The 21,863-nt window shown below is 70.5% G+C and carries 22 protein-coding genes; 11 read left to right on the top strand and 11 right to left on the bottom strand.

Translation table 11 applies throughout. The features are described from left to right. The first annotated feature begins 53 nt into the window (after positions 1-53). On the top strand, positions 54-1,361 hold the full coding sequence (locus H9651_RS01715) for a DUF4032 domain-containing protein (protein WP_191717364.1): 1,308 nt from the start codon (positions 54-56) through the stop codon (positions 1,359-1,361). Positions 1,362-1,385: 24 nt separating this feature from the next. Here the strand turns inward: H9651_RS01715 and H9651_RS01710 are convergent, their stop codons facing one another. The 3 genes from H9651_RS01710 to cysS are packed head-to-tail and all read right to left on the bottom strand — an operon-like array spanning position 1,386 to position 4,427. Then, on the bottom strand, positions 1,386-2,024 hold the full coding sequence (locus tag H9651_RS01710; RefSeq protein ID WP_191717363.1) for an NAD(P)-dependent oxidoreductase: 639 nt from the start codon (positions 2,022-2,024) through the stop codon (positions 1,386-1,388). Positions 2,025-2,032: 8 nt separating this feature from the next. Then, on the bottom strand, positions 2,033-3,019 hold the full coding sequence (gene rlmB / locus H9651_RS01705) for a 23S rRNA (guanosine(2251)-2'-O)-methyltransferase RlmB (RefSeq protein WP_191717362.1): 987 nt from the start codon (positions 3,017-3,019) through the stop codon (positions 2,033-2,035). Then, on the bottom strand, positions 3,012-4,427 hold the full coding sequence (cysS, locus tag H9651_RS01700) for a cysteine--tRNA ligase (RefSeq protein ID WP_191717540.1): 1,416 nt from the start codon (positions 4,425-4,427) through the stop codon (positions 3,012-3,014). The genes rlmB and cysS overlap by 8 nt, the downstream gene beginning before the upstream one ends. An 83-nt stretch (positions 4,428-4,510) precedes the next feature. On the opposite strand from cysS, the gene H9651_RS14945 reads away from it, so the two are divergent. Next, positions 4,511-5,434, top strand: coding sequence for a DMT family transporter (locus H9651_RS14945; protein ID WP_191717361.1), 924 nt, complete (start codon positions 4,511-4,513; stop codon positions 5,432-5,434). A 52-nt stretch (positions 5,435-5,486) separates the two neighbouring features. Here H9651_RS14945 and ispD read toward each other — a convergent pair whose 3' ends face one another. Beyond that, positions 5,487-6,686, bottom strand: coding sequence for a 2-C-methyl-D-erythritol 4-phosphate cytidylyltransferase (ispD, locus tag H9651_RS01690; RefSeq protein ID WP_191717360.1), 1,200 nt, complete (start codon positions 6,684-6,686; stop codon positions 5,487-5,489). A gap of 23 nt (positions 6,687-6,709) precedes the next feature. Then, positions 6,710-7,192 (bottom strand): CarD family transcriptional regulator, encoded by a 483-nt coding sequence (locus H9651_RS01685; RefSeq protein WP_191717359.1) that lies wholly within the window; start codon positions 7,190-7,192, stop codon positions 6,710-6,712. Positions 7,193-7,336: 144 nt separating this feature from the next. Between H9651_RS01685 and H9651_RS01680 the strand changes: the two genes are divergently transcribed. After that, entirely contained in the window at positions 7,337-7,822 is a 486-nt protein-coding gene (locus H9651_RS01680; RefSeq protein WP_191717358.1) for a DNA modification methylase, read from the top strand. Between the two features lie 9 nt (positions 7,823-7,831). Here the strand turns inward: H9651_RS01680 and H9651_RS01675 are convergent, their stop codons facing one another. Together H9651_RS01675 and H9651_RS01670 are read right to left on the bottom strand one after the other, a co-directional pair. Then, entirely contained in the window at positions 7,832-8,515 is a 684-nt protein-coding gene (locus H9651_RS01675) for a response regulator transcription factor (RefSeq protein WP_191717357.1), read from the bottom strand. Further along, positions 8,512-9,729 carry a sensor histidine kinase gene (locus H9651_RS01670; RefSeq protein ID WP_191717356.1) on the bottom strand — a complete coding sequence of 406 codons (1,218 nt, stop codon included), beginning with the start codon at positions 9,727-9,729 and terminating at the stop codon, positions 8,512-8,514. Before H9651_RS01670 ends, H9651_RS01675 begins: the two co-directional genes overlap by 4 nt. A gap of 189 nt (positions 9,730-9,918) precedes the next feature. Between H9651_RS01670 and phoU the strand changes: the two genes are divergently transcribed. Continuing rightward, entirely contained in the window at positions 9,919-10,596 is a 678-nt protein-coding gene (gene phoU, locus H9651_RS01665; protein WP_191717355.1) for a phosphate signaling complex protein PhoU, read from the top strand. Positions 10,597-10,659: 63 nt separating this feature from the next. Here the strand turns inward: phoU and H9651_RS01660 are convergent, their stop codons facing one another. After that, complete coding sequence (locus tag H9651_RS01660) at positions 10,660-11,409, bottom strand: phosphoglyceromutase (RefSeq protein ID WP_191717354.1); 750 nt, start codon at positions 11,407-11,409, stop codon at positions 10,660-10,662. Between the two features lie 50 nt (positions 11,410-11,459). On the opposite strand from H9651_RS01660, the gene H9651_RS01655 reads away from it, so the two are divergent. Further along, positions 11,460-12,296: a class I SAM-dependent methyltransferase gene (locus H9651_RS01655; RefSeq protein WP_191717353.1), complete on the top strand. Its 837-nt coding sequence runs from the start codon at positions 11,460-11,462 to the stop codon at positions 12,294-12,296. A gap of 24 nt (positions 12,297-12,320) precedes the next feature. On the opposite strand, the gene ygfZ is transcribed toward H9651_RS01655, so the two are convergent. From ygfZ to H9651_RS01640, 3 genes are all read right to left on the bottom strand, one after another. Then, on the bottom strand, positions 12,321-13,409 hold the full coding sequence (gene ygfZ / locus H9651_RS01650) for a CAF17-like 4Fe-4S cluster assembly/insertion protein YgfZ (RefSeq protein WP_191717352.1): 1,089 nt from the start codon (positions 13,407-13,409) through the stop codon (positions 12,321-12,323). Continuing rightward, positions 13,409-14,008: an FABP family protein gene (locus H9651_RS01645; protein ID WP_191717351.1), complete on the bottom strand. Its 600-nt coding sequence runs from the start codon at positions 14,006-14,008 to the stop codon at positions 13,409-13,411. The genes ygfZ and H9651_RS01645 overlap by 1 nt, the downstream gene beginning before the upstream one ends. A gap of 135 nt (positions 14,009-14,143) precedes the next feature. After that, positions 14,144-14,434, bottom strand: coding sequence for a hypothetical protein (locus tag H9651_RS01640; protein WP_191717350.1), 291 nt, complete (start codon positions 14,432-14,434; stop codon positions 14,144-14,146). Positions 14,435-14,546: 112 nt separating this feature from the next. Here H9651_RS01640 and H9651_RS01635 point away from each other — a divergent pair, with 112 nt between their 5' ends. The 6 genes from H9651_RS01635 (at position 14,547) to pstA (ending at position 21,828) form a co-directional block, all read left to right on the top strand. Beyond that, entirely contained in the window at positions 14,547-15,245 is a 699-nt protein-coding gene (locus tag H9651_RS01635) for a winged helix-turn-helix domain-containing protein (RefSeq protein ID WP_191717349.1), read from the top strand. 51 nt (positions 15,246-15,296) lie between these two features. Continuing rightward, positions 15,297-17,468 (top strand): RNA degradosome polyphosphate kinase, encoded by a 2,172-nt coding sequence (locus tag H9651_RS01630; protein ID WP_191717348.1) that lies wholly within the window; start codon positions 15,297-15,299, stop codon positions 17,466-17,468. Further along, positions 17,465-18,406 carry an NUDIX hydrolase gene (locus H9651_RS01625; protein ID WP_191717347.1) on the top strand — a complete coding sequence of 314 codons (942 nt, stop codon included), beginning with the start codon at positions 17,465-17,467 and terminating at the stop codon, positions 18,404-18,406. Before H9651_RS01630 ends, H9651_RS01625 begins: the two co-directional genes overlap by 4 nt. Positions 18,407-18,570: 164 nt before the next feature. Beyond that, complete coding sequence (pstS, locus tag H9651_RS01620) at positions 18,571-19,686, top strand: phosphate ABC transporter substrate-binding protein PstS (RefSeq protein WP_191717346.1); 1,116 nt, start codon at positions 18,571-18,573, stop codon at positions 19,684-19,686. Between the two features lie 76 nt (positions 19,687-19,762). Then, positions 19,763-20,719, top strand: coding sequence for a phosphate ABC transporter permease subunit PstC (gene pstC, locus H9651_RS01615; RefSeq protein ID WP_191717345.1), 957 nt, complete (start codon positions 19,763-19,765; stop codon positions 20,717-20,719). Continuing rightward, positions 20,719-21,828, top strand: coding sequence for a phosphate ABC transporter permease PstA (pstA, locus tag H9651_RS01610; RefSeq protein WP_191717344.1), 1,110 nt, complete (start codon positions 20,719-20,721; stop codon positions 21,826-21,828). The genes pstC and pstA overlap by 1 nt, the downstream gene beginning before the upstream one ends. Positions 21,829-21,863: the final 35 nt, after the last annotated feature.

The following is a 21,863-nucleotide window of genomic DNA, read 5'->3' as shown; positions in this document are numbered from 1 at the left end:
GCGCGGGTAGCCTGGAGGCTGCCCGCGCCGCGCCGTTTCGCCCAGGAGTACCCGTGTCTTCAGCCCTCAGCATCACTGCGAGTTCGGTCGATCCGGGCCTGCTGACCCTGCCGTGGTCGACCCCGCTGGCAGACTGGCCGTCGCAGACGATCGTCTCCCTCCCCAAGGGCCTCTCCCGGCACCTGGTGCGCTTCGCCAACCTGTCGGACCGCGTGGTGGCGATCAAGGAGACCACGGCCGAGATGGCACGCCGCGAGTACGAGATGCTCGGCAACCTCGCCCGTCTCGATGTCCCGTGCGTCTCGCGCGTCGCCGTCATCGCCGGGCGCACCGATGACGACGGCGAGCCGCTTCCCGCCGCCCTCGTCACCGCGCACCTGAAGTTCTCCCTCCCCTACCGGGCCCTGTTCACGCAGGTCCTGCGGCCCGACACGGCATCCCGCCTCGTCGACGCGCTCGCCCTGCTGCTCGCGCGCCTGCACAACGTCGGCTTCTTCTGGGGCGACGTGTCGCTGTCGAACACCCTGTTCCGCCGTGACGCCGGCGCGTTCGCCGCCTACCTCGTCGACGCCGAGACCGGCGAGCTGCACGAGTCCGGCCTCACCCGGGGCCAGCGCGAGCACGACCTCGACGTCGCGCGCACGAACATCGCCGGCGAGATCATGGACCTCGAGGCCGGCGGGCGGCTGGAGGGCGGTGTGGATGCCGTGGCGATCGCCGACGGCATCGTCTCGTCCTACCACGCGCTGTGGGCGGCACTCACCGACCGTGAGACGTTCGCCGCGAACGAATCGTGGCGCATCACCGAGCGCGTGCAGCGCCTGAACGACCTGGGCTTCGACATCGGCGAGATGTCGATCGAGGCCACTGACAACGGCACGCGCGTGTCCATTCAGCCGAAGGTCGTCGATGCCGGGCACCACCAGCGGCGCCTGCTGCGCCTCACCGGCCTCGACGTCGAGGAGAACCAGGCCCGGCGCCTCCTCAACGACCTCGACGAATTCGCCGCGCGGGTGTCGCGCCTGGGCTCGGACGAGGACATGGTCGCCCACGAGTGGCTCACCCGCGTGTTCGAGCCGGTCGTGAAAGCCATTCCGTGGGACCTGCGCGCCAAGCTCGAACCGGCCGAGGTCTTCCACCAGGTGCTCGAGCACCGCTGGTACATCTCGCAGGCGCGGGGCCGTTCGGTGCCGCTGGCCGAGACGCTGACGTCGTACATCGACAACGTGCTGCGCCACCGGCGCGATGAGGCGACGGTCGTCGGGCCCGAGACCGAGACCCTGTCAGTGATGACGGCCACCTCGGCCATCCCGGTGCAGGACGACGACGAAGACACCGTCGACTGGCGCGACCTGGTCTAGCCCGGCCGCACCGGTCGGTGCCGGTCAGTACCCGACGGTGAAGCGCTCCCGCCGGTGCCGCGGGTTCTCGATCTCGTCGACCACGGCGACACCGAGGTCGGGGCCGGAGATGAACGAGTCGCCCGCCTCGTCGACCACGAGCACGTCGCCGCCGTCGCGGTAGCGCCCGGTGCGCTCCCCCGGATGCCACGCGCCGAAGCCGCCGGCGGGGTGCACGAAGAACCAGTCGCGTGCGGCATCCGTGGTCTGCAGGTCTTCCAGCACGCCGATGGCTTCGAACGCCTCGGCCTTGAACTCCTCGGGGAAGTCGGTGTCGATCAGGCGCGGACCGCCGGGGGCGACCAGGCTCCCGCCCGCGCCGCCGATGACCCCCACCCGCACGGTCTCGGGCAACGCGGCGACCAGCTGCGCGACGGCTTCGCGCATCTTGCCCTCCATGTCGCCGCGGGGCGAGATCGCCACGACGACCACCTCGACGCCCTCGAGCTGGGTGACGAGCGAGGGGACGTCGAGGACGGTGCCCTCGATGTACGTCGCACCCTCGATGCGCTCGGCGGGGATGCTGCGGGCGACCGAGACCACGGTGTGGCCGCGGTCCACGGCCTCCGCGACGATGTTGCTGCCGGCGTAGCCGGTGCCACCGATGACGGCGATGCGGGTCATGTTCTTCCTCAGTCCTGCGCCGCGCGCATGGTGGCAACCTGGTACAGCGCGACGGATGCCGCGATGCCGGCGTTAAGCGACTCGGTGGCCGCTGAGATCGGGATCGACACGACCTGGTCGCACGTCTCGGTCACGAGGCGCGACAGGCCCTTGCCCTCCGAGCCCACGACGATGACGACGGGCCGGTCGGCGAGCTCCAGCGCGGGCAGCGACACGTCGCCGCCGCCGTCGAGGCCGAGCACGAACACGCCCTGCTTCTTGAACTCCTTGAGTGTGGAGGTCAGGTTCGGGGCGATGGCGACCGGGATACGGGCGGCCGCGCCGGCGCTGGTCTTCCACGCGGCGGAGTTGACGCTCGCGCTGCGCCGCTGCGGAAGGATCACGCCGTGCCCGCCGAAGGCGGCCGTGGAGCGGATGATCGCGCCCAGGTTGCGGGGGTCGGTCACACCGTCCAGCGCGACCAGCAGGGGGGTCTGGTCGCGATCGATGATCTCCTCCAGCAGGTCCTGCGGGTGGGCGTACTCGTACGGCGGCACCTTGATCGCGACGCCTTGGTGCACGCCGTCGAAGCCGGCCATGCGGTCCAGCTCCGGGCGGGTGACTTCGAGCACCGGGATGCCACGGTGCGTGGCGATGGACAGCATCTCCTTGACGCGGTCGTCCATCTCCACGCGCTGGGCGATGTAAAACGCCGTCGCGGGGATCTTCGCCCGCAGCGCCTCGAGCACCGAGTTGCGACCGGTGACGATCTCGGTGTCGTCGTCCTTCTTGGGGCGGCGCTGCTGCGCGGGCTTCTGCCCGGGCGCACCCTTGCCGCCGGCGGCGGCGTAGCGCTCAGCCGCAGCCTTGCGCTTGCCGGCCGGGTGCCAGGCGCGCTCCTCCGCCTTCGGGGTCGGTCCGCGACCCTCGAGGGACCGCTTGTTCTTGCCGCCCGTGCCCTTGGTGGGGCCCTTCTTGCCGTTCTTGCTTGCGCCGGGGCGCCCAGGCTTAGCCATTGAGACTCCAATGTGTTCCGTCCGGAGTGTCCTCCAGAGTGATGCCGGCGGCGGCGATCGCATCTCGGATGCGGTCGGCCGCGGGCCAGTCCTTGTCGATGCGCGCCTGCGCGCGCTGGGTGATCATCGTCTGCACGAGGGTGTCGAGCGCCGATGCCGCGGCCCCGTCCTCGCCGGCGCGCCACCGTGGGTCTTCGGGGTTGAGCCCGAGGATGCCGGTCATGCGCCCGACCTGCACCGCAGCCCGTGCCGCGGCGTCGCGGTCGTCGGCGTCGAGGGCGGCGTTGCCGGCGCGCACGTGCTCGTGCACGACGGCGAGCGCCTGGGGCACGCCGAGGTCGTCGTCCATCGCGGCGGCGAACGCCTCGGGGAGGTCGGCGACCGTGAGCCAGCTGTCCGCCCCGAGCACGCGGGCGGCGCGCACCTGGAACGTGCGGATGCGCTCGAGTGCGGCGTCGGCCTCGTCGAACGACGACTCGGTGATGTCGAGGTTCGAACGGTAGTGCGCGGCGACGAGCGCGTAGCGCACCACGAGCGGGTCGCGGTGGGCGAGCACCTCGTCGGCGAGCAGGAAGTTGCCGAGTGACTTCGACATCTTCTGGTCACCGACGGTGACGAGTCCGTTGTGCACCCAATAGCTCGCGAACGCGTCGCCGGCCGCGGTGGACTGCGCCAGCTCGTTCTCGTGGTGCGGGAAGCGCAGATCCAGGCCGCCGCCGTGGATGTCGAAGGACGATCCCAGGTAGCGCCGCGCCATCGCCGAGCACTCGATGTGCCAGCCGGGCCGGCCGCGCCCCCAGGGCGAGTCCCAGGCGGCATCCGCCGGTTCGCCGGGCTTCGCGCCCTTCCACAGCGCGAAGTCGCGCGGATCCCGCTTGCCGCGCGGGTCGGCGTCGGCCGCCGGCTCCATCGCGTCGAGGGACTGCCGGGTGAGCTCGCCGTAGTGCGGCCACGATCGCACGTCGAAGTACACGTCGCCGCCGTCGGCGGGGTACGCGTGACCGGCGGTGATGAGCTCGGCGATGAGCTCCTGCATCTGCGGGATCGACGCGGTGGCGCGCGGCTCGTACGTCGGCGGCAGGATGCCGATGGCAGCGTAGGCGCGCGAGAACTCCAGTTCCATGCGGTACGCCAGCGCCCACCAGGGCTCGTCGGCGCTCGCGTTGGCGAGCACCTTGTCGTCGATGTCGGTGACGTTGCGCACGAACGTGACCCTGCCGAACCGGTGGCCGAGCCACCGGCGCAGGATGTCGAAGCTCAAGGCCCCCCGCAGATGCCCGATGTGCGGACCGGACTGCACGGTGGGGCCGCAGACGTAGACGGTCACGTGGGTGGGGTCACCGGGAACGAAGTCGCGCAGCATCTGCGCCTTCGTGTCGTAGAGCTTCACGCCCGATCCCCTGTTCATCACTGCACCAGCCTACCGGCGGCGACGCCCCGTCCCTGGGCGAACGTCACGAGCGCGACACACCGATCCGCTAGAACTGAGGGGTGCTCCCCGTTGTCGCCGTGCTCGCCGCCGCCGTGCTGTTCGGCACGACCGGCACCTCCCAGGCGCTGGGGCCCGCAGCGGCCACCCCGTTCGCCATCGGAGCGGTGCGGCTGGTGATCGGCGGCGCAGGGCTCGCCGCCATCGCCTTCACCCTCGCCGCTGGCCATCGCCGCACCGCCACGGCCCGTCGCCCCGCACTCGAGGGGCGCGCGCCGCTGCTCATGGCGACCACGGGCGTGTGCCTGGCGCTGTACCAGCCGCTGTTCTTCCTCGGCACCGAGCGCAACGGTGTCGCGGTGGGCACCGTCATCGCGCTGGGCTCGGCTCCCGTGCTGGCCGGGCTGCTGGAGTGGCTGCTCACCCGCCACCTGCCCAGCCGCGGCTGGATGGCCGCCACCGCCCTCGCGACGATCGGCGTCGTGCTGCTGGCCTTCGGCGGCGCGGCGGGCGCGAGCGCGGGCGCCGATCCCGTGGGCGTGCTCGGTTCGCTGGGCGCCGGGGCGTCGTTCGCCGTCATCGCCAACGCCCAGCGCCGGCTGATGGATGCCGGGTGGGACCCGTTCACCGTCGCCGGCGCCATGGGTGCCGGGGCCGCGGCCTGCGGCATGCTCATGCTCCCCTTCGCCGGGCTGGCGTGGCTGGCCACCCCGTCGGGTGCCGCGATGGCACTGTGGCTCGGCATCGCGACCATCGCGGTCGCCTACACGCTGTTCACGTGGGGGCTGCGGCGGCTGACCGCAGCGACCGCCGCGACGCTGACCCTGGCGGAACCGCTGACGGCCGGCATCCTGGGGGTCGCGCTGCTGGGCGAACGCCTCAGCCCGCTCGCGCTGGCGGGGCTCACTGCGCTCGCAGCGGGGCTCGTGCTGCTCGCGTGGGGCTCCCGCGCGCGCGACCCGCAGCCGTACGCCGTGGAGGGGTGACCGGCTGGCGCCGGATCCGCTGTCGACGGACGTCATCCGCCCGCTGTGACTGTCAGGCGGGCACGACGAGCGCGACGGCGAAGGCGGAGACGCCCTCGCCGGAGCCGGTGAAGCCGAGACCGTCGGTGGTGGTCGCCGAGACCGACACGGGTGCGCCGCCGAGCGCCGCCGACAGTGCGCCTTCGGCCTCGGTGCGCCGCGCCGACAGCCGCGGCCGGTTGGCCTGCACCTGCACGGACACGTTGCCCACCTCCCAGCCCGCCTCACCCAGCAGAGCCCGCGTGCGGGCGAGGAAGGCGTCGGCGTGCGCGCCGGAGTACTCCGGGCGATCGGTGCCGAAGTGGGTGCCGATGTCGCCGAGGCCCGCGGCGGCCAGCAGTGCGTCGACGATGGCGTGCGCCACGGCGTCGCCGTCGGAGTGCCCCGACAGCGCCTGCTCCCCCGGCCATTCCAGCCCCGCCAGCCACAGCGCCCCGTCGCCGCCGAAGGCATGCACGTCGGTGCCGACGCCCACCCGGGGCGCGCGCGGCGCGGCATCGAGCGCGGTCGGCACGGCGGCGATCGGCGCCAGCAGGCCACGGGCGCGGTCGAGGTCGGCGGGGGTGGTGATCTTGAACCCCTCCTCCGAACCGGCGACGGTGACGACACGGTGGCCGGCGGATGCCACGAGAGCGGCGTCGTCGGTGAACTCCGCCGTCGCGGCGCGGTAGGCGGCATCGAGCACGTCCCGGCGGAACCCCTGCGGCGTCTGCGCCGCCGCGAGTTCAGCACGGTCGACGGCGGCGACGATGTCGGTGCCGTCGATGCGCTTGAGCGTGTCGACCACGGGCCGCACCGGGATGGCCCCCGCGGCGCCGTCGTCGATCGCCTGGATCACCCGCTCGAAGACGTCGGGTGGGGTGAGCGCGCGGGCGGCGTCGTGCACCAGCACGATCTCGACGTCGGGCCAGACGGCGCGCAATCCGGCTGCGACCGAGCCCTGGCGGGTGTCTGCGCCGGTCACGACGTGCACGAGGTCGCGGCGGTCACCGGCGGCCTCGAGCGCCTCGGTCAGGGCGTCACCGTCTCGGCCCGCCGGCGCCACGACGATCACCTGTGCCTCGGGCGCCGCGAACACGCCGTGCAGGCAGTGCCGAAGAATGCTGTGCTGGTCAAGTCCGACGAGTGCTTTCGGACCTCCCGCACCCAGACGGGTGCCGGAGCCGGCAGCGACGACGATCACCGCGACGCGCGGTACAGGCGTGATACTCACGCCTCGAACCTACCCCGCGACTGTCAGCTGGCGAGAACCTCGTCGAGCACGACGCCGGCGCGCTCTTCGTCGGTCTTCTCAGCGAGCGCGAGCTCGGAGATGAGGATCTGGCGGGCCTTGGCCAGCATGCGCTTCTCGCCTGCCGACAGACCGCGGTCCTGGTCACGGCGCCACAGGTCGCGCACGACCTCGCTCACCTTGATGACGTCACCCGACGCGAGCTTCTCGAGGTTCGCCTTGTAGCGACGCGACCAGTTGGTCGGCTCCTCGGTGAAGGGGGCGCGGAGCACCTCGAACACGCGATCCAGGCCTTCCTGGCCGATCACGTCACGAACGCCCACGAGGTCGACGTTGTCCGCCGGGACCTCGATGATCAGGTCGCCTTGAGTGACATTCAGCTTGAGATACTTCTTCGTCTCGCCCTTGATGACTCGTTCTTTGACCTCGATGATCGTCGCGGCACCGTGGTGCGGGTAGACAACCGTCTCGCCAACCTCAAAAAGCATGCAGCTGTGTCCTTTCGGGAACCTCTAGGATACCACACCCCTCATACGCTAAGGTTCTCCGGCGCGCGCCGGGGCGCCGTTCCAGACCGCCCGCGCACACCGCGTAGACTGCTCAGAATCGCCGTCTGTTCTCCGGGAGGAACCGTGAAATCGCGCCTGCTCGCGTCGCTCGCTCTGGGTGCCGCTGTCGTCCTGGGGGCCACCGGGTGCAGCATCATCTCCCCACAGGCGACGACGATCCCCTACTCCCCCTCCGACGGCGTCAACGTGCCCGACTCGGGTCCTGTCGACGTGCTCAACGCGATGGTCATCGCCAATGAAGACGGCTCCGCCGGCAACTTCATCGCGGCCCTGGTGAACAACTCGCTCGAGCAGCAGGTCGTGGTGATCGCCCTCGAGGGCGGCGCGGCAGAGATCGTGACCCTCGCCGGCGGCGAATCGGTGTCGCTCGGCGTCGACGAAGACCCGATCCTGTTCACCGATCTGGGCTTCGCACCGGGCGCCACCGCGCCGATGGCGTTCCAGTCGGGCGACGGCGAAGGCGTGGTCGCGGAGATCCCGGTGCTCGACGGCGCGCTGCCGTACTACAGCGAGTTCGTGCCGGTCGAAGACGAGTTCATCGAGGACTGAGCCTGCGGCTCAGGCTTCGAATCGGTAGCCGAGGCCCCTCACCGTCACCAGCATCACCGGCTCGCTCGGGTGCTTCTCGATGCGCGAGCGGATGCGTTTGATGTGCACGTCGAGCGTCTTGGTGTCGCCGTAGTAGTCGCTGCCCCACACCCGGTCGATCAGCTGCCCGCGCGTCAGCACCCGACCGGCGTTGCGCACGAGCACCTCGAGCAGTTCGAATTCCTTCAGCGGCATGCTGATCTCGGTGCCGTCCACGGCGACCGCGTGCCGGTCGAGGTCGACAGTGACACGGCCCGCCGTGAGCACCCGGTCGTCGAGTTCGTCCTCCGCGGGGACGGTGCGACGCAGCACCGCGCGCATGCGCGCGAGCAGCTCGCGGGCCGAGTAGGGCTTGGTGACGTAGTCGTCGGCGCCGAGCTCGAGCCCCACGACGATGTCGACCTCGGAGTCCTTGGCGGTCAGCATGATGATCGGCACGGCCGAGGTCGTGCGGATCTGACGGCACACCTCGGTGCCCGGCAGGCCCGGCAGCATGAGGTCGAGCAGGATGATGTCGGCCCGGGCCTCCTGGAACAGCTCGAGGGCCTTGTGTCCGTCCTCGGCGATCTCCACCTCGAACCCCTCGCGGCGCAGCAGGTAGGCCAGCGGATCGGCCAGGTCGGGCTCGTCCTCGACGATCAGCACACGGGTCATCGGGGTTCTCCATTCGTCGCGGCGGCGGGCGCCGCGGCACTCTGGTTCGTCGCGCGGGACCGCGCCTTGCGTTTGTGGGGGTTCTTCGGCGGCGCCTCAGCCTGCGGGAGGCGGATCGTGAACGTCGACCCCTGGCCCGGCCGCGACCACAGCCGCACGTCGCCGCCATGACGGTCGACGGCGTGCTTGACGATCGACAGACCCAGCCCCGTGCCACCGGTGCGCCGCGAGCGGGCCTGATCTGCGCGGTAGAAGCGCTCGAACACGCGCTGCTGCTCGGTCTCGGCGATGCCGAGGCCGCGGTCGGTCACCGCGATCTCCACGACCCCGTCGACGGCTTTGACTCCGATGCCGACGCTCGACCCTGCGGGCGAGTAGGCGATCGCGTTGGCCACGAGGTTGCCGACCGCTTCGCTCAGCATCTGCACGTCGCCGCGCACGTACAGCCCCCGCTCGCCGCCGCGCACGAGCTCGACCCGCGCGGCATCCGCTTGGGTCTGGTGCGCCTCGGTCGCCGCCGCCACCACCTGGTCGACCGGCACATCACGCACTTCGGCGAGTTCGTCCGAGGCCTGCAGCCGTGACAGGCTCATGATGCGCCCGGTGAGCTGGCCGAGCCGCGACGCCTCGGCGTGCAGGCGGCCGGCGAACGCCCGCACCTGCGCCGGATCGTCGGCAGCCGACTCGATCGCCTCAGACAGCAGCATGACCGCACCCACGGGCGTCTTCAGCTCGTGACTGGTGTTGGCGACGAAGTCCCGCCGCATCTCCTCCACGCGCTCGCGCTCGGTGATGTCGCGCACGATCACCAGCACGAGGCGCGGGGTCACCGCACTGGCGCGGGCGGAGACGAGCCGCGTCGGCGAGAAGGTGGCGCTGCGGCCGAGCCGGAGGGTCTCGGTGTGCGCGAGGCCGGTCATGCGCGCACCACGGGCGAGGGCGCGCAGCTCGGGGCTCGGCAGCACCTCGCCCTCGTGCATGCCGAACATGTCGGCCGCCGGCGACGCGCCCACGATCGTCGACGACGCGTCGACGACGACGGCGGTGTCCTCCATGCCGCGCAGCACCGCATGTACGCCGTCGGGGATATGCGACGAGCCCTCCGACAGCGCCCGGTCGCGGGCGCGGAGCGCGAGTGCGATGAGCAGTGCCACCACGACGCCCACGAGCATGCCCACGAGCAAGGCGAGCAGCACCAGCTGCGTCGAATCCATGACAACAGCGTAAACGTGCCGAGCGGCACACCTCGGCCGGCATTGGCTTGTGCCGTCGACGTGCGGGATACTGTTCATTCCCGCGGCACCGTTCGTTAACCTTCGCCGAGAAGAATCGCCAGGCCCTCGAACGACGCTGAGCCGCGAGGCCAGAGCGGCGCCATGCGCCGCGACAAGGAAGGTGCAGCCATGCGCGAAGTTTTCCATCAGTCCCTCGAAGACGTCCAAGGACGTCTCGTCGAGATCGCCGAGCTGGTCACGGTGGCCATCGACAAAGCCACCCGTTCCTTCAGCACCAGCGATGTCGCCCTCGCCGAAGAGGTCATCGAGAACGACCAGATCATCGATGACAAGGCCATCGAGCTCGACGAACTGGCGATCCAGATCCTCGCGCGCCAGCAGCCGGTCGCCCGGGACCTGCGCATCGTCGTCGCGGCGTTGCGCGTGTCGGCGTCGCTCGAGCGCATGGGCGACATCGCCGAGCACATCGCCCAGCTCACGCGCATGCGTTTCCCCGAGCGGGCCATTCCGCGCGGGCTGAAGAACACGTTCATCAAGATGGGCGAGCTCGACGTCGAGGTGGCACGCACCCTGGCGGAGCTGCTGCGCACCGAGGACGTCTCGCTCGTGGAGCGCATCCGCACCGCCGAGGACAAGCTCGACGACCTGCACATCTCGGTGTTCGAGAAAGTGCTCAGCGAGAACTGGCAGGGCGAGGCTGCGGCCACGGTCGACGCCACGCTCGCCAGCCGCTACCACGAGCGTTTCGCCGACCACGCCGAGTCGGTCGCGAAGAAGGTGCTCTACCTCGCCACCGGCGACTGGACCGCCGACACCGAAACGCTGGAGACCCTGCGTCTGCAGTGACCGGCACGAACGAACGACGAGGGGCGGATACCGATGGCATCCGCCCCTCGTCGTTCGCGGGTGTTACTTCTTGCCCTGCGCGGCCACCGCGGCGGCGCCCGCGGCAGCAGCCTCGGGGTCGAGGTACTCGCCCGGGCCGACCGGGGTCATGTCCGCGTTGAGGCGGTAGACCAGCGGAATGCCGGTGGGGATGTTCAGCTGCGCGATGTCGTCGTCGCTGATGCCTTCGAGGTGCTTCACGAGGCCGCGCAGCGAGTTGCCGTGGGCCGTGACGAGCACCGTCTTGCCGGTCTGCAGGTCGGGCACGATCTCGTCGTGCCAGTACGGCAGCAGGCGGTCGATGACGAGCTTGAGCGACTCGGTCTCGGGGATGTCCCCGTCGATGCCGACGTAGCGGGGATCGTTGACCTGGCTGAACTCGCTGTCGGCTGCCAAGGGCGGCGGCGGCACGTCGAACGAGCGGCGCCAGAGCATGAACTGCTCCTGGCCGAACTCGGCGAGGGTCTGCGCCTTGTCCTTGCCCTGCAGAGCGCCGTAGTGACGCTCGTTGAGGCGCCACGAGCGCTTCACCGGGATCCAGAGTCGGTCGGCGGAATCCAGCGCGATGTTCGCGGTCTGGATCGCGCGGCTGAGCACCGAGGTGTGCAGGATGTCGGGGAGCAGCCCCGCTTCGGCCATGAGCTGGCCACCGCGTTCGGCCTCCGCCTTCCCCTGTGCCGTGAGCCGCACGTCGACCCATCCGGTGAACAGGTTCAGCTCGTTCCACTCGCTTTGTCCGTGTCGAAGCAAGATGAGGGTATAAGGCTCGGTCATGCCTCAATCCTACTCGGGGGGCTCCCATCCCCGCCTGGCAGGATGGCCGTATGAAAACCTGCCCGGCCGGGCGGATCATGTCCCACCCGGTCGGGCAGATCACGCGCGGAACCACGAACACCAATCGCCTGCGACGGGTGGACCGCTGGATCGCGCGTCACCCGGCGCTGCGCACGGTCGCCGAACCCCTCGTGGTCGACCTCGGCTACGGGGCGAGCGGGGTGACCGCGTTCGAGATGGAGGCGCGGCTGCGCCGCGGCACGCCCGGCGTCGAGGTGCTGGGGCTCGAGATCGAACCTGGCCGCGTCGCCCGCGCCCGCACCCAGTTGGAGCAGGTGCAGGCGGGCCTCACGACCTTCTCCCCCGACGCGCGGGTCTCGTTCGCCCGCGGCGGGTTCGAGGTTCCCGCACCCCGCCGCCCGACCGTGGTGCGGGCGTTCAACGTGCTGCGGCAGTACGACGAGAAGGACGTCCCCGGCGCGTGGCAGCGCATGGCCGGCCGGCTCGCGCCCGACGGCATCCTGGTGGAAGGCACGTGCGACGAGATCGGCCGGGTCGCCACGTGGATCGAGGTGGGTGCGGATGCCGCACCCCGCTCGCTCACGCTGTCGCTGCGGTTGGCCGAGCTCGCGGCGCCCTCGATCGCTGCGGAGCGTCTGCCGAAGGCGCTCATCCACCGCAACGTCGCCGGCGAGGGTGTGCACGATCTGCTCGCCGCCCTCGACACGCAGTGGCATCTGGCGGCCGTGGTCTCGCCGTTCGGCGCGGTGCACCGCTGGCGCACCGCGCTGCAGGCGATGACCGATGCCGGCTGGGCGCTCGGACCCGCAGCCCGCTGGCGGCTCGGCGAGATCACCGTGCCGTGGTCGGCGGTCGCGCCGCTCTGACGAGCGCGACCCGCGCCCCCGCGATCAGCGGCGGCGGGAGAGCCGCGGCAGGCGCGGCACCGATGCGGTGGCGCCGGCATCGGGCGGGACGATCATCTCCTGAGCGGCGGCGACCTCGCCGTCGGGGGTGTCGACGGTGAGCGCGGCATCCAGCGGTACCGAGCGCTTGACGAAGGCCAGGGCGATGGGCCCTTCCTCGTAGTGGCGGGCGACGGAGGTGATCTCCCCCGCCGGGTCGCCGTCGCGGCGCACGATCGCTCCGGGGTCGGGCAGCATCGCATCGCTGCCGTCGAGCTGCAGCGCCACGAGACGCCGCGGCGGGTGACCGAGGTTGTGCACCTTCGCCACCGTCTCCTGGCCGCGGTAGCAGCCCTTGTTCAGGTGCACGGCGGTGCGCAGCCAATCCGCTTCGTGCGGCAGCGTGCGCTCACCCCCCTCGGCGGCGGCGCGCGGCCGCCACGCGGCGATGCGCAGCGCATCGGCGGCGAGCGTGCCGGCCAGGGCGATGTCGCCCGCGCGGGCGGCGTCGGCGAGGCGGTCGAGCGTCGCGAGCGGCACGATGGCCTCGCTCCAGTCACGCTCACCCCCCGGGTGCGGCTCGGTGGCGGCATAGCCCCAGCCGCCCGCGCCGATGACGGGCCAGGGGTCGGCCCACACCGCGAGCGCCTCGGGAACCACGCGGGCGATCGCGGCGGCGGTGCCGCCGACGACGGCGACCTCATCCGAGGCGTCCCGCGGCGCGACACGCAGCCGGAACCGCATGCGGGTGAGCCAGGTGAGCAGGCTCTCGGCGTTCGCGGCATCCGCGATGAGCCAGGTGGTCTCACCGTCATCGACGACCGATGCCGCGTGCTCGACGTGTCCCTTCGGGTCGAGGATGAGCAGCTCGGTGCTCTCCCCCGGTGCGAGCGCGGTGAGCGCCTGCGAGGACAGCGAATCCAGCCACGACAGCCGGTCCTCACCGGCCACGGCGAGCACGGTGCGGTCGCCGAGCGGGGCGACGGCGGTGCCCTGTGCGAGGGAGCGCTGCTCGATGGCGGGAGTGCCGAGGTGCAGCAGGCGGCCGTCGTCGTCGAGCACAGCACCCGGCACGGTGGTGAAGGGCGTGGCCATCACTGCACCCGCGCAAGTCGCGCCGAGGCGTGCGACGACAGCGCCGCACCGAGGGCGGCGATGTCCCAGGCCCACAGCAGGTGGTTGTCGACCAGCCCGTACATGCGCGTGGCCGCGGCGTAGGACTTGGTGGAGGCCGAGCGCATGACGGCATCGGTGGCGATGTCGATGCGGGGACCGCGCACCTGGCCGAGGTAGAGCTCGCTGACGCCGTCGGAGTGCGCGAGCGACACCTCGATGTCGAAGCCGCCCTCGGCGTTGCGCAGCTGCTCGACGTCGTCGACGGTGCGCTCAGGTCGCTCGTCGGTGGGCGGCAGCAGCCCGGGACCGGCATCGGCGTCGGTCGCGGGGCGGGCGAGACGCCAGAACCCGGTCTCGGCCACGAGGCGCACGCGCTCCTCGCCGAGCAGCCAGGCCTGGGCGGTGTAGTCGAGGTAGTCGCCGCCGTCGTGGCTGAAGCTCACCCGGTGGGCGAACTCGCCTTGCAGACGCCGGCCGTCACCCGACTCGTAGTCGATGACACCGGTGCCCTCCCACACGCCCCGCAGCCACGACAGCGGGACGAGGTCGGCGGGCAGGTCGGTCGGCAGCTCGAGCACGGCGGCGCCTGTCAGCGCTGGCCGCGGTAGAGGTTCTTGAGCACGACGCCGGACACGAAGGCGATCGCGAGGCCGGCGAGGCCGAGCAACCCGACGAAGAACATCTCGAGGGCGAAGAGATCCATAGACAGCACTCTACGCCGGAACGAGGGTCGCCAGCCCGAACCCGAAGCCGATGAGTCCCATCGTCACCAGCGCGCCGAGGATGCTCGCGGCCATGCGCTGGGTGAACCGGTGCGAGCGACCGTAGGCGAGCTGAATGGCGAAGGCGAGCACGAGGCATCCGCCCAGCGCCACCGTGACCCACGCCGACCGCCATTCCGGCGGTGAGAAGACACCGATAACCACGGCGGCCACAGCCGCGACGACCCACACCGCCACGACGCCGCCGAAGGTGCGACGGGGGGCGAGCTCGGGAATCGTCATGTCCCCATTGTGGACCACTGCGCGCCCGCGCACCTGAGCGGAATCTGCGTCATCGGCCTCCCCCTAGGATGGGGGCACGACGCGACCCGCCGCGCCCGGGGAGGATCCTCTGTTGGCCCAGCTACTGCTTCTGAGCTCCGCGCCCGCCAGCACGCCCCCGCTGCCGGCGCTCGAACTGCTGAGTCACCGTGTGCGCCAGATCGCCGCAGAGCCCGCACAGCTGGTGAACGCGCCCAGCGCCGACGTCATCTTCGTCGATGCCCGTGTCGACCTCGTCGGCGCCAAGTCGCTGTGCAAGATCCTCGCGACGACCGGCCTCGACGCGCCGCTCGTGCTCATCGTCACCGAAGGCGGCCTCACCGCGGTGTCCACCGACTGGGGCATCGACGACGTCATCCTCTTCACCGCCGGGCCCGCCGAGGTCGACGCGCGCGTGCGCCTCGCGGTCGGACGCCGGTCGGTGGAGCAGGCCTCCACCCGCATCCAGACCTCCGGCATCACGATCGACGAGTCGTCGTACGCCGCGAAGGTGCACGGCAAGCCGCTGGACCTCACCTACAAGGAGTTCCAGCTGCTGCACTTCTTCGCCACGCACCCGTCGCGGGTGTTCACGCGCGAGCAGCTGCTGAGCGAGGTCTGGGGCTACGACTACTTCGGCGGCACCCGCACCGTCGACGTGCACGTGCGCCGTCTGCGCGCCAAGCTCGGCGACCTGGAGCAGCTCATCGGGACCGTCCGCAACGTCGGCTACCGCTTCAATGTGTACGAGGACGACCAGGTGCCCGCACCGCGCGAGCGCTCGCAGGTGTGACCCGTGGTGTCGGTTGGCCGTCGCGCCGCACGGCCCTGACATGATGGGCTGATGATCGACACGGAAGCACTCGACAGCGGCCTCGGGGATGCCGACGACGACGACTTCGACCAGGCCGTCGAGACCTACGACTCGCAACTGCCCGAGAACCGCTACCAGGACCGCGAGATCAGCTGGCTCGCCTTCAACCGCCGCGTGCTGGAACTGGCCGAAGACCCGTCGGTCCCCGTGCTGGAGCGCGCCAACTTCCTCGCGATCTTCGCCAGCAACCTCGACGAGTTCTTCATGGTGCGCGTCGCCGGGCTCAAGCGCCGCATCGTCACCGGTCTGGCCGTGCCCACGAACGTCGGTCGCGCACCGCTGGACGTACTCACCGACATCTCCGGCGAGGCCCACGCGCTGCAGGTGCGCCACGCCGACGCGTGGACCACCCTGGTGCGCCCGGCGCTGGCCGACGCCGGCATCGACATCGTCGCGTGGGATGACCTCACCGACGACGAGCGCATGCTCCTGTACGACTACTTCCAGGGCCAGGTCTTCCCGGTGCTGATGCCACTGGCCGTCGACCCCGCGCACCCCTTCCCCTACATCTCCGGGCTGTCGCTGAACCTCGCGATCCGCATCCGCAACGCCCGCACCGGGCGGCAGGAGTTCGCGCGTCTGAAGGTGCCGCCCATGCTCCCCCGGTTCGTGCTGGTGCGCGCCGACGGTCACACCGTGCGGTATCTGCCGCTCGAGGACCTCATCGCCCACAACCTCAAGGATCTGTTCCCGGGGATGGAGATCCTCGACCACCACGCCTTCCGCCTCACCCGCAACGAAGACGTCGTGATCGAGGAGGATGAGACCGAGAACCTCATCCAGGCGCTCGAGGCCGAGCTGCTGCGCCGCCGGTTCGGACCGCCCATCCGCCTCGAAGTGGGCGACGACATGGATGACGTGACGCTGGACCTGCTCATCAGCGAACTCGACATCACCCAGCAGGAGGTCTACCGGCTGCCGGGACCGCTGGACCTGCGAGGCCTGTTCGATCTGGCCCGCATCGACCGACCCGACCTGCACTTCCCGCCGCACGTGCCCACCACCGCCGTGCCGTTCCAGCCCAACGAGCAGAACGGGCGCGCCGACATGTTCGCCGCGATCCGCAAGGGCGATGTGCTCGTGCACCACCCCTACGAGTCGTTCACGACCAGCGTGCAGGCGTTCCTCGAGCAGGCGGCCAAAGACCCGCACGTGCTCGCCATCAAGCAGACCCTGTACCGCACCTCCGGCGACAGTCCCATCGTGAAGGCGCTCATCGACGCCGCAGAGGCGGGCAAGCAGGTGCTGGCACTGGTCGAGGTGAAGGCCCGCTTCGACGAGGCCGCGAACATCGTGTGGGCGCGCAAGCTCGAGAAGGCCGGCGTCCACGTCGTGTACGGGCTCGTGGGGCTCAAGACGCACTGCAAGCTGCTGCACGTCATCCGCGAGGAAGACGGGGCGCTGCGCAGCTACAGCCACATCGGCACCGGCAACTACAACCCCAAGACCAGCCGCCTCTACGAGGACTTCGGACTGTTCACGACCGACGAACTGGTCGGTCGCGACCTCACTCGACTGTTCAACGAGCTCTCCGGCTACGCCATCGAGAAGAAGTTCAAGCGACTGCTCGTGGCGCCGCTGCACCTGCGCAAGGGTCTGCTGCGACTCATCGACACCGAGCGGCGCAACGCACAGGACGGCAAGCGCGCGGCGGTGCGCATCAAGGTGAACTCGATGGTCGACGAGCAGATCATCGACGCCCTCTACCGCGCCAGCCAGGCCGGCGTGAAGGTCGACGTCTGGGTGCGCGGCATCTGCTCGCTCAAGCTCGGGCTCGACGGGGTGACCGACAACATCACGGTGCGCTCGATCCTCGGCCGGTACCTCGAGCACTCGCGCATCTTCGCGTTCCACAACGACGGCGACCCGCAGGTGTACATCGGCAGCGCCGACATGATGCACCGCAACCTCGATCGTCGCGTCGAGGCGCTCGTACGGGTCACCGGGTCCGGGCATGTGAAAGAGCTCCTCAGCCTGTTCAACCTCGCCATGAACGACACCACGAGCTCCTGGCGGCTCAGCCAGGACAACGAGTGGGTACGTCACCACCTCGACGACGCGGGCCACCCGCTGGTCGATCTGCAGGACAAGACGATGGCGGCGGTGCAGCAGCGTCGGCGGCGTGTGCGGGCGGTGCGATGACCGACACCGCGGTGTACGCCGCCGGAGGCGTCGTGTGGCGGGTCGTCGACGGCAAGCTGCGGGTGCTGCTCATCCACCGCACCCGTTATCGGGACATCACCCTCCCCAAGGGCAAGGTCGACCCCGGCGAGACGCTCGCCGAGACCGCCGTCCGTGAGATCCACGAGGAGACCGGCATCCGTGTCGCCCTCGGTGTGGCGCTCGGGGTCTCGCGCTATTCGCTGCCCAGCAAGAAGCAGAAGATCGTGCACTACTGGTCGGCCGAGGCCACCGAGGCCGCGATCCGCGCGTCGGCATTCGTGCCGAACAAAGAGATCGCAGCTCTCGAATGGGCGAGCGTGAAGAAGGCGCGGGAGATCCTCAGCTATCCGGTCGACGTCGAGATCCTCGACGGGTTCGCGCGGCTGGTCGACGATGGGGTGCTGCAGACCTTCCCCCTCATCGTGCTGCGCCACGCCAAGGCGGTCGCGCGCGAGAAGTGGACCAAGGCCGATGCGAAGCGGCCACTGTCGACCAAGGGCACGCGGCAGGCCGGCGCGCTCGTGGGCCCGTTGTCGTCGTTCGGGGCGCTGCGGGTCATATCGAGCCCGGCGGTGCGGTGCCTGGCCACGGTCACACCGCTGGCGGCATCGCTCGGTCGACGCATCGAGGAGAACGCGCAGCTGAGCCAGGATGCCTGGGAGCAGGGCGGCGCGGACGTCCGCAGCGTCGTGGGAGAACGGGTGCGGGCACGCAAGCCCGCCGTGCTCTGCAGCCACGGCCCGGTGCTCCCCGACATCCTCACCGAGATCGCGCTGGCGACCGGGACGATGCGCGGGTCGTATCTGGGCAGCGCCTCGGCACTGGAAGTGGGCGCCTTCTCGGTGGTGCACCTGTCGGCGACCAACCCGGGTTCGGGCATCGTCGCGATCGAGACCCACGTTCCCAAGCCCGAGTGATCCTCGCCCGCGGGCGATAAGGGCGGGGCGCGCGGCAGCGCTGATGAGTGGGAAGCCGTTCACCTTTCGTTTACCCGGACAGCGCACTCTCGTAAGCGTCGCTCTCTAGCGTCGGGGCGGGCCCTGCACCGGGCCCGCCACTCCGACTCCCGAAGGATCACACAGTGAAGCTTTCCCGTTTCGCCCAGGTCGGCGCGATCGCCGCCGTCGCCGCACTCACCCTCACCGCTTGCGCGGCCAACGAGGGCACCGATGCCGGCACCACCGGCAACGCCGCCGACACCACGCTGTCGGGCAGCATCGCCGGCGCGGGCGCGTCGTCGCAGGAAGTCGCCGTGCAGGCGTGGACCGCCGGGTTCCAGCAGGCCCACCCCGACGTCGAGGTCACGTATGACGCCGCGGGTTCCGGTGCCGGCCGTGGGTCGTTCCAGGCGGGCGCGGTGGCCTTCGCCGGCTCCGACCGCGCGTTCACGACCGAAGAGCTGGGAGACACGTTCGCCGGGTGCACCGACGGCACCGGCATCATCCAGCTGCCGACCTACATCTCCCCCATCGCCGTGATCTTCAACGTCGACGGCGTCGACCAGCTCGACCTCGATGCCGCCACGCTCGCGGGCCTGTTCTCGGGCGAGATCACGAACTGGAACGACCCGGCCGTGGCCGCGCTGAACCCCGACGCGACGCTGCCCGACCTCGACGTGACCGTCGTGCACCGCGCCGACGACTCCGGCACGACCGAGAACTTCACCGACTACCTCTTCCAGACCGCTCCCGACGCGTGGACGTGGGAGCCCGACGGCGTGTGGCCCGAGACCCCCGGCGTGAACGAGGCCGCCCAGGGCACCTCGGGTGTCGTGTCGGCCGTCTCCGGCGGCAACGGCACCATCGGGTACGCCGACGCGTCCCGCGCCGCCGAGGAGGGCCTGTCGACGGTCGCCATCAAGGTCGGTGACGAATTCGTGGAGTACTCGCCCGAGTCGGCCGCCGCCGTCGTCGACGAGTCGCCCTTCGAGGACGGCCGTGAAGCCGGTGACCTCGCCATTGCGCTGGACCGCACCACCGAAGCCGCCGGCGTGTACCCGATCGTGCTGATCAGCTACATGATCGCCTGCCAGGACTACGTCGACGCCGCCTCCGCCCCGATCGTCAAGGGCTACCTCGAGTACATCGCCAGCGCCGAGGGCCAGGATGCCGCAGCAGCCGCCGCCGGCAGCGCCCCCATCACCGACTCGCTGCGCGAGAAGGTCAACGCCGCGATCGACCTGATCGCCGCGGAGTGACACCCCGCTGCCCGGTCCGATGCCACCGCGTCGGGCCGGGCAGCTGCCCGTAACCCGGTCCCGAGAACAGGAAGCCATGACCACCACACCCGCCCCGGTCACCGCGACCGCCCCAGCCAAACCCCCGCAGCGCGCGGGCGATCGCTGGTTCTCGGGAACCGCGCTCGCCGCGGGGTCGATGATCCTCGTCACCCTCGCCGCGGTCGCGATCTTCCTCATCGTGCAGTCCCTGCCCGGGCTGACGGCGACGAGCGAGACCGCATCGCTGCTGCCGGGGAACTTCTGGGAGTACGTCGCCCCCCTGGCCTTCGGCACCGTGTGGGCGTCGTTCATCGCCCTGCTCATGGCGGTGCCGCTCTCGGTGTCGGTGGCCCTGTTCATCTCGCACTATGCCCCGCGCCGCTTGGCGCAGGCGCTCGGGTACGCGGTGGATCTGCTCGCCGCCGTCCCGTCGGTCGTGTTCGGCCTGTGGGGCATCCTCGTGCTCGCCCCCGCCGTGCAGCCGGTGTACAGCTGGCTCGTCACGAACCTCGGCTGGTTCCCGCTGTTCGCCGGTCCCGTCTCGCAGACCGGCCGCACCATCTTCACCGCCTCGATCGTGCTCGCCGTCATGATCGTGCCGATCATCACCGCCATCTGCCGCGAGATCTTCCTGCAGGTCCCGCGCCTGCACGAAGAGGCCGCCCTCGCCCTCGGCGCCACGCGCTGGGAGATGATCCGCATGGCCGTGTTCCCCTTCGGGCGCTCGGGCATCGTCTCGGCATCGATGCTGGGCCTCGGTCGTGCCCTCGGTGAGACGATGGCGGTCGCCATGGTGCTCTCGGCCACGGGCGTGGTGACCTTCCGCCTGTTCACGCCGTCCAACCCCAGCACGATCCCCGCCAACATCGCGCTGACCTTCCCCGAGGCATACGGCACGAACATCAACGTGCTCATCGCGACGGGCCTCGTCCTGTTCGTCGTCACCTTCGCGGTGAACGCCGTCGCGCGCTGGGTCGTCAGCCGTCGCCAGGAATTCTCGGGAGCCAACTGATGACCGTCACCACCGCTCCCGCCCCGTCGCCCACCTCCACCTCGGAGGAGGCGGCACCGCTGCGACTCACCAACGGCCGCCTGCCCGGCTGGGCCCCCTGGGTGCTCCTCGGTATCTCCGCCGCCACGGTCGCGCTGCTGTTCGGCGTCGTCTCGCTCGCCGGTGACGCGCCGTTCAACATCGCCGGATGGGCGATCGTGTCGGCGCTGGTCTATCTCGCGCTCGTCACCATCATCTCCACCGTCGTCGAAGGTCGCCGCAAGGGCGTCGACCGGCTCGTCACCGGCATCGTCACCGTGGCGTTCCTCATCGCCATGGTGCCGCTGGTCTCCGTGGCGATCACCGTCATCACCAACGGCATCGCCGGCATCTCGGCGGAGTTCTTCACCAACTCGATGCGCAACGTCGTCGGTGAGGGCGGCGGTGCGCTGCACGCCATCGTCGGCACCCTGCTGATCACCCTCGCCGCCGCTGCGATCTCCATCCCGATCGGCCTGTTCACCGCGATCTACCTGATCGAGTACGGCGCAGGCAAACGCCTCGCCCGCGGCATCACGTTCTTCGTCGACGTCATGACCGGCATCCCCTCGATCGTGGCCGGTCTGTTCGCCTTCGCGCTGTTCGCACTCTTCTTCGGTCCCGGTGTGCGCATGGGCATCATGGGGTCGGTCGCGCTGTCGGTGCTGATGATCCCCGTCGTCGTGCGCTCGACCGAGGAGATGCTGCGACTCGTGCCGAACGAGCTGCGCGAGGCGGCGTACGCCCTCGGCGTGCCGAAGTGGCTGACGATCGTGAAGGTGGTCCTCCCCACCTCCATCGCCGGCATCACCACCGGCATCATGCTGTCGATCTCCCGCGTCATCGGCGAGACCGCGCCGCTGCTGATCACCGCCGGCATGGCGACCTCGATGAACTACAACCTGTTCGAGGGGCGCATGGCGTCGCTGCCGGTGTTCGTGTACACGCAGTACATGAACCAGGGCATCCCCGGCTGGGCGTATCTCGACCGCGCGTGGGCCGGCGCCCTGGTGCTCATCGTGATCGTCATGGTGCTGAACCTCCTCGCCCGCCTCATCGCCCGCATCTTCGCCCCCAAGATGGGCCGCTGACGCGGCATCCGGCTCCCTCCAACCCGAAGGAATCC

This window comes from Microbacterium pullorum, assembly GCF_014836535.1.
Lineage (GTDB): Bacteria > Actinomycetota > Actinomycetes > Actinomycetales > Microbacteriaceae > Microbacterium > Microbacterium pullorum.
Note: the sequence above shows the minus strand (reverse complement) of the source record. Positions and strands in the feature narration are given on the sequence as shown.

Coding starts and splice junctions, on each gene's coding strand:
- H9651_RS01710 (WP_191717363.1), bottom strand. CDS start 2,024: ATGACCCGCATCGCCGTCATCGGTGGCACCGGCTACGCCGGCAGCAAC.
- rlmB (WP_191717362.1), bottom strand. CDS start 3,019: ATGGCTAAGCCTGGGCGCCCCGGCGCAAGCAAGAACGGCAAGAAGGGC.
- cysS (WP_191717540.1), bottom strand. CDS start 4,427: ATGAACAGGGGATCGGGCGTGAAGCTCTACGACACGAAGGCGCAGATG.
- H9651_RS01685 (WP_191717359.1), bottom strand. CDS start 7,192: ATGCTTTTTGAGGTTGGCGAGACGGTTGTCTACCCGCACCACGGTGCC.
- H9651_RS01675 (WP_191717357.1), bottom strand. CDS start 8,515: ATGACCCGTGTGCTGATCGTCGAGGACGAGCCCGACCTGGCCGATCCG.
- H9651_RS01670 (WP_191717356.1), bottom strand. CDS start 9,729: ATGGATTCGACGCAGCTGGTGCTGCTCGCCTTGCTCGTGGGCATGCTC.
- phoU (WP_191717355.1), top strand. CDS start 9,919: ATGCGCGAAGTTTTCCATCAGTCCCTCGAAGACGTCCAAGGACGTCTC.
- H9651_RS01660 (WP_191717354.1), bottom strand. CDS start 11,409: ATGACCGAGCCTTATACCCTCATCTTGCTTCGACACGGACAAAGCGAG.
- H9651_RS01655 (WP_191717353.1), top strand. CDS start 11,460: ATGAAAACCTGCCCGGCCGGGCGGATCATGTCCCACCCGGTCGGGCAG.
- ygfZ (WP_191717352.1), bottom strand. CDS start 13,409: ATGGCCACGCCCTTCACCACCGTGCCGGGTGCTGTGCTCGACGACGAC.
- H9651_RS01640 (WP_191717350.1), bottom strand. CDS start 14,434: ATGACGATTCCCGAGCTCGCCCCCCGTCGCACCTTCGGCGGCGTCGTG.
- H9651_RS01630 (WP_191717348.1), top strand. CDS start 15,297: ATGATCGACACGGAAGCACTCGACAGCGGCCTCGGGGATGCCGACGAC.
- H9651_RS01625 (WP_191717347.1), top strand. CDS start 17,465: ATGACCGACACCGCGGTGTACGCCGCCGGAGGCGTCGTGTGGCGGGTC.
- pstC (WP_191717345.1), top strand. CDS start 19,763: ATGACCACCACACCCGCCCCGGTCACCGCGACCGCCCCAGCCAAACCC.
- pstA (WP_191717344.1), top strand. CDS start 20,719: ATGACCGTCACCACCGCTCCCGCCCCGTCGCCCACCTCCACCTCGGAG.